Origin of the sequence: Devosia enhydra (assembly GCF_900119845.1) — a bacterium.
GTDB lineage: Bacteria > Pseudomonadota > Alphaproteobacteria > Rhizobiales > Devosiaceae > FPKU01.
Genome location: NZ_FPKU01000002.1, coordinates 302,072 through 315,139, shown reverse-complemented (window position 1 = coordinate 315,139; position 13,068 = coordinate 302,072). Strand labels below are relative to the sequence as shown.

Annotated in this window: 13 protein-coding genes; 4 read left to right on the top strand and 9 right to left on the bottom strand. The window is 66.1% G+C overall.

Annotation, left to right across the window (positions count from 1 at the left end):
- Positions 1–109: 109 nt before the first annotated feature.
- Positions 110–1,261, bottom strand: coding sequence for a glycosyltransferase (locus BT183_RS10650; protein WP_143145763.1), 1,152 nt, complete (start codon positions 1,259–1,261; stop codon positions 110–112).
- Positions 1,262–1,425: 164 nt separating this feature from the next.
- Positions 1,426–2,355 carry a LysR family transcriptional regulator gene (locus BT183_RS10645; protein ID WP_072342578.1) on the bottom strand — a complete coding sequence of 310 codons (930 nt, stop codon included), beginning with the start codon at positions 2,353–2,355 and terminating at the stop codon, positions 1,426–1,428.
- Positions 2,356–2,450: 95 nt separating this feature from the next.
- On the opposite strand from BT183_RS10645, the gene BT183_RS10640 reads away from it, so the two are divergent.
- Genes BT183_RS10640 through BT183_RS10625 form a run of 4 tightly spaced genes read left to right on the top strand, consistent with a single transcriptional unit; the run spans position 2,451 to position 6,061 of the window.
- Positions 2,451–3,365 carry a transporter substrate-binding domain-containing protein gene (locus BT183_RS10640; RefSeq protein WP_072342575.1) on the top strand — a complete coding sequence of 305 codons (915 nt, stop codon included), beginning with the start codon at positions 2,451–2,453 and terminating at the stop codon, positions 3,363–3,365.
- Entirely contained in the window at positions 3,365–4,282 is a 918-nt protein-coding gene (locus tag BT183_RS10635; RefSeq protein ID WP_072342572.1) for an amino acid ABC transporter permease, read from the top strand. The genes BT183_RS10640 and BT183_RS10635 overlap by 1 nt, the downstream gene beginning before the upstream one ends.
- Complete coding sequence (locus tag BT183_RS10630) at positions 4,279–5,085, top strand: amino acid ABC transporter ATP-binding protein (protein ID WP_072342569.1); 807 nt, start codon at positions 4,279–4,281, stop codon at positions 5,083–5,085. The genes BT183_RS10635 and BT183_RS10630 overlap by 4 nt, the downstream gene beginning before the upstream one ends.
- On the top strand, positions 5,075–6,061 hold the full coding sequence (locus tag BT183_RS10625; RefSeq protein ID WP_072342566.1) for an aldo/keto reductase: 987 nt from the start codon (positions 5,075–5,077) through the stop codon (positions 6,059–6,061). The genes BT183_RS10630 and BT183_RS10625 overlap by 11 nt, the downstream gene beginning before the upstream one ends.
- 22 nt (positions 6,062–6,083) lie before the next feature.
- On the opposite strand, the gene BT183_RS10620 is transcribed toward BT183_RS10625, so the two are convergent.
- From BT183_RS10620 to BT183_RS10590, 7 genes are all read right to left on the bottom strand, one after another.
- Entirely contained in the window at positions 6,084–6,794 is a 711-nt protein-coding gene (locus BT183_RS10620) for an aspartate/glutamate racemase family protein (RefSeq protein WP_244545307.1), read from the bottom strand.
- Positions 6,764–8,065: a TRAP transporter large permease gene (locus tag BT183_RS10615; protein WP_072342563.1), complete on the bottom strand. Its 1,302-nt coding sequence runs from the start codon at positions 8,063–8,065 to the stop codon at positions 6,764–6,766. The genes BT183_RS10620 and BT183_RS10615 overlap by 31 nt, the downstream gene beginning before the upstream one ends.
- Positions 8,062–8,646, bottom strand: a complete 585-nt coding sequence (locus tag BT183_RS10610) for a TRAP transporter small permease subunit (RefSeq protein ID WP_072342560.1) — start codon at positions 8,644–8,646, stop codon at positions 8,062–8,064. The genes BT183_RS10615 and BT183_RS10610 overlap by 4 nt, the downstream gene beginning before the upstream one ends.
- Positions 8,647–8,670: 24 nt before the next feature.
- On the bottom strand, positions 8,671–9,708 hold the full coding sequence (locus BT183_RS10605) for a TRAP transporter substrate-binding protein (protein ID WP_072342556.1): 1,038 nt from the start codon (positions 9,706–9,708) through the stop codon (positions 8,671–8,673).
- A gap of 328 nt (positions 9,709–10,036) precedes the next feature.
- The gene (locus tag BT183_RS10600; protein WP_072342553.1) at positions 10,037–10,882 is read right to left on the bottom strand and encodes a MurR/RpiR family transcriptional regulator; all 846 of its coding nucleotides are present in this window, start codon (positions 10,880–10,882) and stop codon (positions 10,037–10,039) included.
- 71 nt (positions 10,883–10,953) lie between these two features.
- Positions 10,954–11,913 carry a class 1 fructose-bisphosphatase gene (locus tag BT183_RS10595; RefSeq protein WP_072342550.1) on the bottom strand — a complete coding sequence of 320 codons (960 nt, stop codon included), beginning with the start codon at positions 11,911–11,913 and terminating at the stop codon, positions 10,954–10,956.
- Positions 11,910–12,968 (bottom strand): aldose epimerase family protein, encoded by a 1,059-nt coding sequence (locus BT183_RS10590; RefSeq protein WP_072342547.1) that lies wholly within the window; start codon positions 12,966–12,968, stop codon positions 11,910–11,912. Before BT183_RS10590 ends, BT183_RS10595 begins: the two co-directional genes overlap by 4 nt.
- Positions 12,969–13,068: the final 100 nt, after the last annotated feature.

Here is a 13,068-nt window from a genome sequence, read left to right as displayed (position 1 = left end):
AGATGCTGGGGCCGCTGCAATACGAAATCCCACCGAAGATGCGAAAAGCAGATCAGCGGGATATCCGGAGTGCTGGCGGCCCGGCCGGAATGGGGTGTGACATGCTCGTTCATGCTGAAATGTCCATAAGGTCCGGCTGCATGGGGACGGGGGCGGGGTGCAGGGCATCGATGGCGGCGCCGAGGTGGCGCACCGAATGCGGCCACGCCCAGTGATCGAGCACGGTCTGGCGGGGTGTGAAATCTGCGCACGCGAGCGCTTCGATGATGGCGTGCTCGAACCGGTCGGCGGGGGCAGCGAGGCCGGTTTCAGGGCGGATATAGTCGAGCCCGCAGCGCAAGGCCGCGTTGGCGACCACCGGCAGGCCCGCGAGCATATATTCGGTCAAGATGGCGGGGGCGCCGTCGTTTTCCCCGCAGACGACGCCGATTTTCGCAGTGTTCATCAGGCGGTTGACCTCGGCATGCGGGACGCCGGGCGGCCCGACGAAATCCACGGCAAGGCCGAGCGCATGTGCTTCGTGTCGCAATCGGTCTCCATCGTCGCCATAGCCCATGACGCAGAGCGCCCTCAGTGGGCGGGGCGAGCGCTGGAGGGCGGCAAAGAGGATATCGTGCCGCTTGTAGGGCTGGGCGGCAGCAACATAGATGAGGTCGTAGGGTTTGGGCCCGGGGATGGGAAAGAAGGTCTCGGGCGAGGCGAAGTCCGGCCCGATCGGCAACACGAGCGTCGGCATGTGCGGATGACGCGCGCGCACATCGGCGCTCTGCCAGTCCGCTCCGGTGATCACGAGGTCGAAATGCCGGCTGATTTCGGCCGGCACCCGCAAGGCCGGCACGTCGATGGAATTGTAGAGGATGAGGCTTTCCCCGCAGGCCTCGAGCACCGCTTCGGAGACGCCGAGCCCCAAAACGCAGAGGATGCGGGGCGCGCCATGGCGATGGATGAACTCCACCATGGCATCGGAGTGAAAGGGGGGGCCGCCGGACCCGGGAAAGGCGCGGCGCGCGAGGGCAGCGTTATCGCGGCGCGCCGTGATGGCTTCGCCCCGGTGATGGTGCCAGATTTCGGCGAAGCGGGCGCGGCCCGCCCGCACCAGCGCCAGGGGCAGGCGCTCGAGATAGCCGCCCTCGACCGATACGTCGCCAGCCGTGTTGCTTTCGAAAACCGGCTCGGAGGCCTCTGGAAAATCGGAGCGGTCCTGCACGAGGTCGCTGATCACCACGACCGCGTCGCGCAGCGGCTGGGCAGAACTGTGCATGCGGTCCTCCGGGCATGGGGTCGCGAGCCGCGGCGGGGTACGCTGCGGGCGGGGAAACAGGATTGAAGCGGCGGGGAATGGGTCTCGGTGCCGTCGGGTGTTCAGCCCGATAACTTGGCTCGATGCGGTTGGTTGCCGGGGCGCACCCCGGCCTCAGGAGGACGTCAGGGTAGGTCGCTGGCTGCCGCGATCAACTGGCTGCGCAGCCATTTGTAGCCCGGATCCTCGTGGATGCGGGGGTGCCAGGCCATCGAGACATTGTAGCTGCCGACCTCGACGGGGCTGGGCAGCACCTTGATATTGGCAAAGCTTTGATACATCCGCGCGATGGAAACGGGAAAGAAGGCGATCATGTCCGATTGCGCGACGATGAGCGGGATGGCCGAAAAATTGGTGATCCATACCCCCACCTTGCGCTCGATGCCCTGGCGGGCCAGCGCCTGATCGGCCAGCGTCTGGTAATAGGGCCGGTCCGTGGCGAGCGCGACGTGGCGGGTGGAGAGGAAGAAGGCCCGGTCGATGGTCTTTGCCGTCACCTCAGCATCGGCCCGCACGATGATGCCGATCTCGTCGTCGATGAGCTTGCGGGTGTACCAGGATTGCGGCAGCGATTGCAGCCAGCCCAGCCGCAGATCGACCCCGGCACGCTCCAGCCGGTCCGGATCGGACCCGCCGGCCTGGACCAGCGAGACGGCGAGCCGCACTTCGGGCGCGGTTTTGCTGATGCGCTCGGTGAGCCTCGGGATCAGCAGCAGGCTGGCATGATCGCTGGCGCCCAGCGCCATCATGGCGGTCGAAGCCTCGGGCGAAAACTCGGGCGGGCGTGTCATCGCCTCGATGCGGGGCGCGACATCGTTGAGCTGTTCGAGCAGGATGCGTCCGCGCGCGGTCAACGCCATGCCCGAAGGACCGCGCACCAGCAGCGCATCGGCGAAGGCGCGGCGGCAGCGCGCCAGGGCATTGCTTGCCGCCGGTTGCGACACCCCCGAGATGCGCGCGGCCGCCGTGATGCTGCCCTCGCTCAATATGGTGCGGACCAGCATCAGGGTGCCGACATCGAAGCGGCGGATATCAGCTTGTTGAATGATGGACATAATGCTCGCGTTATATCCTCTCTCCACGCAGTCTTGCTAGCGTCCGCCATGGGAAGAGGACCTGACAACGGGCCATCTCGAACGGGAGGATCACGATGCAGTTTTCAACGCGGACGTCACTGCTGGCGCTTGCCTGCACAACCTTTGCGCTGGGTGCCATGCCGGCCGGCGCGGCCGAAGGCTATGTGGTGGGCGAGGCGGCGAGCGCCATTGCCGCCGACCCCGCTGTTGCCGAGCTGGTGCCGCAGGCGATCAGGGATGCGGGCGTTCTCCGGATCTCGGTCTATGGCAACACGCCCTACACCATGACCAATGAGAGCTCGCAGCTCTTCGGCGCCGTGATCGATCTCGGGAGCGCGATTGCCGCCACCATGGGGCTCGATGCGGTGATCGAGGACAATTCCAGCGTCGCGGCCAGCCGTGTCGCCATCGAGAGCGGCCGTTACGAGCTGGGCATGGGCCCCTTCCTCGATTCGGCTGCGACAGAAGAACAGTTCAACATCATCAACTGGATCAAGGTGACGCCGGGCTTCGTCTTCCGCGCCGGCGAGACCTATAGCGATCCGCTCGATTTCTGCGGCAAGAGCCTCGCCATCGTCTCGGGCAGCGTGCCGGTCGAGCGCAACATGGAAGCGCTGAAGGCTGGCTGCGCGGCGGCCGGCAAGGCTGAGCCGATCGTCAACGCCTATGGCGACCAGAACGCCACCATCGTCGCCGTGCTGTCCGGACGCAACGACACGACCGTCATGGGCTCTGCCAGCGCGCTCTACGTCGCCAGCACCCAGAGCGATCGGCTGGCGGCCTTCAGCGCCGAAACCGACATCTTCCAGGTCGGGGTGTTCTCGGGCATGGGCATGTCCAAGCAGAACCCCGAGCTGGCCACGGCCGTGCTTGCAGCGATGGAAAAGCTCGCGGCCGACGGGGCCTATGAGGCGATCTTTGACGCCTATGGCCTTGCGGACCTCCTGGTCGAGGACTTCGCCATCAATCCGATCCGCGGCGGCCTTTGATGGCCATTGCCACTGACATGGGGGGCGCCGCCCGGCGTCCCCTGCCGGCCGACGATGCCTCCCTCGCCATCAGGCGGGACAGGATCGGGCGCATCGTGGTGGGCGCGCTGGTCTTCGGGCTCCTCGCCTGGCTGGTGCTGGCCGCGGCCGCCAATCCCCGCTTCGAATGGGATGTGGTGGCGCGCTATTTCACCGCCCAGGCAGTGATGAACGGCCTCATGACGACGCTCTATCTCACCCTCGTCATCTTCGTCTTCAGCCTCGTGATCGGCACCCTGCTGGCGCTGGCGCGCGAGAGCGCCTACCGCCCCTTCCAGATTCTCGCCTGGGTCTATAGCTGGGTGTTCCGCTCGGTGCCGGCGCTGGTGCAGCTGATCTTCTGGTTCAACCTCGCTTATATCATTCCCTCGATTTCGCTCGGGCTGCCCTTCGGACCGACCCTGTTCGAGGCGCGCGTCAACGATTTGATCTCGCCCTTCCTCGCCGCGGTGCTTGGCCTGGGGCTCGGCGAGGCGGCGTATAAATCCGAAATCATCCGGGCCGGGCTCATGTCGGTGGACAAGGGCCAGCGCGAAGCGGCCCGCGCCATCGGGCTCACCGGTCCCCAGACGTTTTTCCGCATCGTCATTCCGCAGTCGATGCGCTTCATCCTGCCGCCTTTGGGCAACCAGACCATTCTCAACCTCAAGGGCACCTCGCTGGTCAGCGTCATTGCCCTGTCCGACCTGCTCCATTCGGTGCAGTCGATCTACAACCGGACGCTCGAAGTGGTGCCCCTGCTGATGGTCGCGACGCTCTGGTACCTCATCATCGTCTCGATCATGAGCGTGATCCAGATCGGCATCGAGCGCCATTTCAGCCGGGGGCACGGCGCCAGCCGCGCCATCAAGGCGGTCGAGGGGCGGATCGAAGCATGACGGGCGACAGCATGGTTCTTTCCGCGCGCCGCGTGCGCAAGCAGTTCGGCGCGCTGGTGGCGCTCGATGACGTCGATCTCGACGTCGCCGAAGGCTCGGTGGTCGCCATCATCGGGCCGTCTGGCTCGGGCAAGTCGACGCTGGCGCGCTGCATCCACCAGCTCGAGCGCATCGATGCCGGCGCGATCTATCTCGATGGGGAACTGCTCGGCTTCGAGCACAAGAGCGGCAAACTCCTGCCGCTGCGCGATCGGGACCTCTCGAGACAGCGCGCCCAGATGGGCATGGTGTTCCAGCAGTTCAACCTCTTCAGCCACTACACCATTCTCGAAAACCTCATCGAAGGCCCGACCCGCGTTCTGGGCGTGCCCCGGAAGGAGGCCGAGGAGAAAGCTCGCGCGCTGCTCGCCCGGGTTCGCCTTAGCGACAAGGTCGATGCCTATCCGCGCCATCTCTCGGGCGGCCAGCAGCAGCGCGCGGCGATTGCGCGGGCATTGGCCAACGAACCCAGGCTGATGCTGTTCGACGAGCCGACCAGCGCGCTCGACCCCGAACTGGTGGGCGAAGTGCTCGAGGTTATGCAGGATCTCGCCGCCGGCGGAATGACCATGGTCATCGTCACCCATGAGATGAGCTTTGCCCGCGACGTGGCCGACCGCATCGTCTTCATGGAAGCGGGCCGGATCGTGAAAGAAGGGACCCCAAAGGAGATCTTCGGCGCGCCGCCCGAAAGCCGGCTTGGCCGGTTCCTCGCCACATCGGGCGTCGCCCTAACGAGCCCGGAGGCCACCCTTGCCGACTGATTCTCTTGCGCGCCTCGATGCCGGGCGCTTTGCGCTGGGCTCGTGGCACATCTTCAGCCGCCTCAGCCTTGAAGAGGGCGCAGCGCTGGTGCGGCGGGCGCTTGACCTCGGCATCACGCTGTTCGATGTGGGCGACTACTGGGACCATGAGCTGTCCAACGAGGAGCGCTTCCGCGAGATCGTCCGCTATCTGGGGTTGGGGCGCGACGACTACCGCGTCGGCATCAAGGTGTTCACCAATTCGCTCGAAAGCCGCGACGCGCTGGTCAAGCAATCGCTCCTGCGGCTCGGCATAGCGCATGCCGATTACGTGGTCTGCTCGCGCCCGGCGGTCGGGGAAGCGCTCGAAGACGCCGTCGCGGCCATGGCGGGTCTCGTCTCGTCGGGCCTGACGCGCGAGATCGCGGCATCGCTCTGGGCGCCCGAGATGTTGGGCGAGGCGATGGATTTGATGGTGGTCCGCAACCTGCCGCGGCCGCGCTTTTTGCAACTGCAATACAATGTGTGCCGGCGCTCGGTGGTGGAATCCGAGCCCTATGAAACGCTCTTTGAGAGGACCGGCATCCTGCTGCAGGCCGCCGATACGCTCGAGGGCGGCATCCTGGCCGGGCATCTGCATCGGGATCGCTACAATCCCGGCGACAGGGACAGGGGGCACTGGTTCCCCGACCGCAACATTCCGCGCGATTCGGGCGGCATCCGCCCGGCGATCCGCGCCATGGTGCCCGGGCTCGAAGCCGGCGCGGCGCGGCTGGGGGTGACCCCGGCGCAACTGGCGATGGCCTTCTGCCTCCTCCACCCCGCGCTCGACACGCTCTTGTTCGGGGCGACCCGCCCGGAGCACATCGCGGAAAATCTCGGGGCCCTCGATCTGGCGCGGGAGCGGCCCGACGACGTGCGCGAAGCCGTCGCCGCTCTCGCCGTCGCAGGCGCCGCCCCGCCGCCGATCTTCGATGTCTCGGCAGGCATGCACTGAGGCCTGAGAGGCCGGGCTCGTCTCAGGCTTGCCAGAGGGCGCCCGTCCGCGCTTCGCAATAGGCGATCGCCGCTTCCAGCCCGTCGATGAAGGGCAGGCCGAAGGCGCGGGACAGCGCCGGGCGCCGGCCTGCATAGGCGCCCGAGCCGAGCACGATGGCCCCGGCCCCCGCGGCGCGGGACGCCGAGATGGTGCGGGCCAGTGCCGCCTCTGCCTTCGGGCCGGCTTCTGCCGTCTCCGAAACCCCGATGCCCGTGGCGCGCACCGTGCACCGGTTCGCCATACCATAGGATGCAACCAGCGCCGCGATGGTGGGCACGGCAGCCTCCACGGTGGTGACGACGTCGAACCGATCATGTGCCGCCGCTGCCGCCCTGATGCCGGCCTCGGCCATGCTGATCACCGGGACGGGCACGAGCGCGCGCGCCTCGGCGATGGCGATGTCGTCGAAACAGGCAAGGACATAGCCGTCATGATCGGGGGCGCGGGCGATGAGATCGAGCACGTTGGGCACGGCCATGGCCCGGTGCTCGGGCGTTTCTATCGCCACCGGGCCGCGTTCGGGATTGACGACGACGACCTGCGTGCCCGGTGCCGCGCAGGCCTCGACCGACACGCGCACCCGCCCGGTAACCCCGCTATTGGTGTTGGGGTTGATGACCAAGAGTGTCCTCTCGGTCATCGCTGCAACTGGCACCGGCATCAGCGTCCAGCCAGCCTGTCGGGCAGCCACATGACAATGTCCGGCACGGCCATGATCAGCAGCACGAAACCGATCATCACGAAGACATAGGGCAGGGCGCCCTTCACCACGTCGTTGAAGCTGCCGCCATCGCGCCGCAGGCCATGCACGACGAAGAGATTCATGCCCACGGGCGGGGTGATGAGGGCGATCTCGCACATCAGGATGATGAAGATGCCGAACCAGATCGGATCGACGCCCACGGCCGCGACCATCGGCACCGCGATGGGCACGGTGAGCACCAGCATCGACATGGCATCCATGAACATGCCGAGCACGACGTAAAAAACAATCAGGACCAGCAGCAGCGTGAAGGCGTTGAGCTCGAAGCCCGCGACCCATTGGGTCACCACCTGCGTGGCGCCCAGCATCGAGATGGTGACATTGAGCAGCAAGGCGCAGCTCAGCACGATCACCGTCATGCCGGTGGTGCGCGCCGCCTGCATGCAGCAATTGAGCAGCAGCGCCCAGCTCAGCCGCCTCATGGCGGCGACGATGCCTAAGGCCATGACCACCCCGAGCGCGGCCGATTCCGTGGGCGTCGCGAGCCCGCCATAGATCGACCCCATCACCACCCCGAAAATCAGGAAGGGCGGAAAGAGATATTTGAGATAGCTCAGCTTGGTGCGCAAAGAGAGCCTGGACTGGCCCGCATCGCGCCCGCTGCGACCCTGGAAAACGGCGATATAGAGCGAAAAGCACAGCGCCAGAAGGATGCCGGGGATGAGCCCTGCGGCAAAGAGCTGCCCCACCGAGGCATTGGCCAGCGAGCCATAGACCAGGAGGTTGATCGATGGCGGGATCAGGATGCCCAGCGTGCCCCCTGCGGCCAGCGAGCCCAGCGAGGCGCTGATGGGGTAGTTGCGCTGGTTGAGCGCGGGAAGGGCGATGGTGCCCACCGTCGCTGCGGTGGCCACCGAGGAGCCCGAGGTGGCCGCAAACAGCGCGCTCGTGGCGATATTGGTGTGCAGCAGCCCGCCGGGAAGCCGATCGAGCCAGACCGCGAAGGCGTCGAACATCTTGTCGGCGATGCCGCCGCGCAGCAGCAGTTCGCCCAAAAGCATGAAGAGCGGGATTGCGAGGATCGAGGGCGAGTTGAAACTCGTCCACACCACGCCGCCCATCATGTCGACGAGCGGCATGCCGTAAAACACGAGCCCGCCCAGCACCCCGACGGCGACGATGGCGACGGCCACCGGGATGCCGAGAAACATCAGGGCCAGCATGATGGCAAAGCCGATGGCGACAATGGTGATGCTCATGGCTTGACCTCGTCGGACTGCATTCCGTCGCGGGCCTTAAGATCGGCGAGTTCGGCCTCGAGTTCGTCCTGCGGAGAGCCCGGCCCATAGCGGCGATCGAGCGTCTGCCAGTCGCCGCGGAAGGCCAGCATCACCGTTCGGGCCGCGATCACCAGCGTTCCGATGGCGAAGGAGGCCATTGCGACCAGCCACACCCCCTGTGGGTAGATCAGCGGGGTCGCCCATGGCGTCTGCGCGATGGAGCGGTAGGCCAGCGTGTCCTGCACCGTCTTGAAGGTGAAGTAGAGCAGGAACAGCGCGAGCAGGCTGAGCGAGACCGCAGCGACGACATTCAGCCATGCCCGCGCCCGCAGCGGCAGCTGGCCGTGCAGCACGTTGATGCGGATATGGGCCTGCTCATGGGCCGCCACGATGAAGGCGAGCGGCGCGACGATGGCGACGGCATAGCCGCCCAGTTCATCGATACCGCCCATGGAGTGGGAGAAGAATTTCCGCAGGATGGTCTCCGCGGCAATGGCAAATGACAGCACGATCATGATCGCGCCAAACGTGATGCCCGACAGCAAGGCGATGCGTTTCATCGGTCTTCTCCCACGCAGAGGGCCTCAGAGGCCGAGCTGGACGCCGACCGTCTCGCGCCACTTCGTCTCGCACTCGGCAAAGACCGCATTGCATTGCTGGGCCCAGACGGGCAGCGAAACGTCGGCGACCGCCGAGGCGACGGTGGCGACGTCTTCATCGGACACCGGAGCCTGCTTCAGCGTATAGGAGGTGGCCAGTGCGCAGGGGGTCTGGCCGCTGTTGCAGCGCATGGCGTCGGCATAGAGCTCTTCGGAATAGGCCCAGATGTCTGTGCTGAGCGCCGTGATGGCCGCCTGCAGTTTTCCCTGGTCTTCAGCCGACATGGCGTTCCATTTGTTGAGGTTGATGGCGTAGCCGTTCACCGCCATCTGCAGGGCCAAAGGCAGCACCGTGGTGGTCGCTTCCGGCCAGCCGCCCGAATTGGCAGAAGCCGGACCGGTGACGGCGCAATCGACCACGCCGCGGGCGAGCGATTGCTGCACCTCGCCAAAGGGCATGGGCACGCCGGTGGCGCCGAGCCCGGCCATGAAATTGGCCGCGCTCTGGTCACCGACGCGCACCTTCAGACCCTTGAGGTCGGCAAGGCCGCCGATTTCGGGCTTGCAGAAGATGATCTGCGGCCCCGCCGGCCATACCCCGAGCAGCTTGGCGTTGAACTGGGACTGCAGGCGGCCATCGACCGTCTCGTAAAAGGCCTCGATATGGGCGCGGCCCGCCTCGTAGCTGGTATTGAGCCCGATCAGGTCGAGCCCGAGGATCGACGGCTCGTCGCGGCTCACCTGCGGGCCGCGAATGGAGACGATGTCGAAGAGCCCGGATTTCAGCACGCGCAGCCCGTCGGAATCCGGAATGCCGGCGACATCGACCGGCAGATACTGCACCGATACGTCCATGCCGGCATTGGCGCCGAGGGCTTCGAAGAAGGGCTTCTCCTTGTTCTGGGCGATGAGGCCCGAGCCGGCCGGCTGGCCGAGCACCTTGAGCGACAGCGACTGGGCATAGGCGGCGGGAGCAAACAGCGTGGCGAGGGCCAAGGCTGTCAGGATCGAACGGGTGACCACTTCAATTGCCTTCCGTGTCAGTGCCGCATGCGCCGCAAGAGAGCGGCGGCGGCGGTTAAACTGCTGAAGCCCTGAGGGCCTGCCAAGCCACTCGGCTGACGCAATATGCAATGCAGATTTCATGCCAAGTCAATATGAAATTGTAGTTCCATATTTGGCGCAAAGACTTATCGCGATTTTCCAGATTATGGCATTCCCAGCGGAGCCGTGCTGCTGATTACAGTTTCAGCAAAAGCCGGTCGGAGGCTGCTGATTAATGGGGCAGCCCATGGCTTTCCCGGTGCTGAAAGCCCGTCGCCCGGTGCAGTGCGGCGCTCTCAGAAGCGGCTTAGAGTTCGCCGAGCCCGTCATTGGCCGCCTCGATTCGGCGCAGCCGGGCGCGTCCGGCGGCGCCCGACAGGTCGATGGCGCGGGTGACGATGAGGTGGCAGAGCGCCATCACCGAAACATGGTTGAACAGCGGACCGGTGGAGGCGGTGTGGCAGCGCATGTGCCAGCGGGCGCGGCGCTCGATCTCCACCCCTTCATCGGTGATATAGGCGAGCGCGGCCCGGCTGGCCGAGAGATAGTCGAGCACCGCATCCATCTCGGAGACGCGACGCCGCAGCCCGAAAAGCACGACGCAGTCCTCAGCCCGAACGCTGGCCAGATGCTCGCCCAGGGTTTCCCCGCCCCCGGGGATCGAAATCGCGGTCTCGACCACCTGTATCAGTTGCCACTGGAGGTAGTCGGCGAGCGGATGACTGGCCCGGAAGCCGATGATCCAGACCTTGCGGGCCCCGAGTATGGCGCCGGCCAGCGCATCGATCTCGGCCTGCGTGATGGTGGTGAAGGTCTGGTCGAGATTGGCCTTGCCCTGTGCGATGGCGGCAACGAGCGAGGCCTCGGGGTTCGCGTCCCCCGGGTGGCTGAGAAACAGCCGCGATCCCGAGCGCTGCTCCTCGCGGGCGTGGCGCCGCGCCTCCTCATAGCTTGCATAATCGAGCCGACGCACGAAGCGCGACACGGTCGCCTTCGAGACATTGGCGAGCCGCGCCAGCTCCTGCGCGTCATAGCTCGCCAGCTCGCCGGGAAAGTCGCACAGGAACTCGCCCAGCCGCCGCTCGGCCGGATGAAGCTCCGGCAGGGCCGCACGGATGCGGCCCAGGAAAGACTTCTGCGCGAGCGTTTTCATGCCACCTGCCCTGAAACTGCAGTTTCAGAGCAGCTATAGCATGACCGGGACGAAAAACAGCGGCCGCAGGGTCAGCCTGCGGCAGGGAGGGGGTTGATAAGGGCGTCCACGATCGCGGCATCGCCGCAGATCAGGCCGGTGCGCTGGTGGAGGCCCGTGGGCTGGAGGTCGAGGATGCGCCCGGTGCCCGACACCGCCTTGCCGCCGGCGCTTTCCACGATGGCGGACATCGGGCTGCACTCGTAGAGCACCCGCAGCTTGCCCTTGGGCTGGCGGCTGTCGAAGGGGTATAGGAATACCCCGCCCTGGTGCAGCATGCGGTGGATGTCGGCGATCATCGAGCCCACCCAGCGCTGGTTGTAGCCGCCTTCGGCCATCATGGTGGCGACCGTATCGCCAAGGGCAGGGTCCCATCGGCGCATGTTGGAGATGTTGCCGCCGATCATGCGCGTGCCCGTCGGCATGCGGATATCGGGATGGGTGAGCAGCAGGCGGTTGTCCGTGGGCGAAAGCGTGAACTGCACCACGCGGCCGTTGAGCGCCAGGACCAGAACCGTCTGCGGGCCATAGCCGAAATAGCCGGCGCAGAGCTGGGCGGTGCCGGGCTGGAGGAAGGCGCCGTCGCCCTCGGGCGCATCGCCGCGCGGCAGGATGGAGAAGATGGTGCCGATCGTGACGTTGACATCGATATTGCTCGACCCGTCGAGCGGATCGAAGGCGACGAGATAGCGCCCGTCGGCATGGCCGAACCAGGCGGAATGGTCTTCTTCTTCCGACGCGATGGCGGCGATGCGGGGATTGCGCGAAAGGCCATCGCGCAGCAGGTCGTTGGAGAGGACGTCGAGCTTTTTCTGCGTCTCGCCCTGCACATTGCTGGCGCCGGCTTCCCCGAGCGGGCCCGAGAGATCGCCGCCGCGCACCAGCGCGGAAATCTCGAGGCTCGCGGCCGCGATATCGGCGATCACCGAGGCGAGCTCGGGATCGGCGGCCTCAGCCAGCCAGGCGTCGAGGGAAATGCCGAGTGCGGTCATGCGATCCAGTCCTGTTCAGTGGAAAAGCGCAACACCATGCGATGATCGTAGGATGCGCCGGGGGAGAGCACCGGCGAGGGAAAGGCCGGTTCGTTGGGAGCGTTGGGAAAGGTCTGCGTTTCGAGCGCGAAGCCGGCATGGGCTCCATAGGGCGCGCCGCCCTTGCCCGTTGCGGGCGCATTGGCGAAATGATTGGCGGTATAAAACTGCACGCCGGGCTGGTTGGTGTGGAGTTCTAGGCGCCGGCCGCTGGCCCGGTCCCAGGCCACGGCGCAGCGGCGCATGCCGCTCTCGGCCGGCCTCAGGCACCAGTTATGGTCATACCCGCCGCCCGCAACCGTCGTTATATCGGCGCCGATGGCTCTGGGGCGGGAGAAGTCGAAGGCAGTGCCGGCCAGCGGGGCGATCTCGCCGGTCGGGATCTTGTCGGGATGGGTCGGGGTATAGTGATCGGCATCGAGCTGCAGGACCTGCTCGGCGATGCTGCCGCTCGCATGCCCGGCAAGGTTCCAGTAGCCGTGATGGACGAGATTGACGATCGTCCGGCGATCTGTGGTGGCGGACATCGTGATCGTCAGCGTCCCGTCTGCCGCAAGCGCGTAGCGCGTGCTCGCCTCAAGGGTGCCAGGATAGCCTGCATCGCCATCTTCGCTCAAGAGCCGGAACTCCACGGCATTGCCGTCGGGGTCGGGATAAGGCGTCCAGAAGCGCTTGCCGAAACCCTGGGCCCCGCCATGCAGGTGATGGTCGCCATTGTTGCGCGGCAGCTCGTAGACCGTGCCATCGAGGGTGAAGCGACCATTGGCGATGCGGTTGCCATAGCGCCCGCACACGGCTCCGGCATTGCCGGGGGTGCCGACATAGGCTTCAGGGTCGTCATAGCCGAGGACGATGTCGTCCACCTGTCCGTTTCGGTCAGGCCGGGTGAGCCGTCGAAGGATCGCCCCGAAGCTGATGACCTCGATACTGGTGTCTCCGCCGGATAGCCGGAAGGCCTCGACGGGCGTGCCCGCGATGCTGCCCACGACATGACGCGAGATCGTGCTGCCGATCATCGCCTGGCTCCCTCTTGCCCGGTCAGGACCGGGGCGCTGTTTTCGCTGATCCACTGCGCCGCCGCTTCTATAGCGGCCCGCAGATGCAGGCACTTGTAAA